The 279-nt window shown below is 69.5% G+C and carries 1 protein-coding gene; it reads right to left on the bottom strand.

Translation table 11 applies throughout. The features are described 5' to 3' along the window. Positions 1-279 (bottom strand): MFS transporter (locus EOB49_RS35265; RefSeq protein ID WP_127383566.1); only part of this gene is annotated, 279 nt, incomplete at both ends.

The following is a 279-nucleotide window of genomic DNA, read 5'->3' as shown; positions in this document are numbered from 1 at the left end:
AAACGCCGGCGACCATGCTGAGCGTCCATCCGGTCAGCACGACGCCGATCGTGCCGCTTTCACGGCCCGGCGGCGCGATGGCCGCGGCGCTGGCATAGATCGCCGGCATGGCGATGCCGGCAGCGATACCGGCCAGCAGCTGTGCCGCGACCAGCATGATCACCGTGGGTGCGGCGGCACTCGCAACCAGCGCCAGTGCCAGCAGCAACAAAGCCCCCTGCAGCATTCTGCGAGCACCGAGCCGGTCGATGTAGCGCGCCAGGAACAGGGCGCTTGCGG

The organism is Mesorhizobium sp. M7A.F.Ca.MR.148.00.0.0 (assembly GCF_003997735.1).
Taxonomy (GTDB): Bacteria; Pseudomonadota; Alphaproteobacteria; order Rhizobiales; family Rhizobiaceae; genus Mesorhizobium.
The sequence above is the reverse complement of the archived record's forward strand: the minus strand, read 5'-3'. Positions and strand labels throughout refer to the sequence as shown.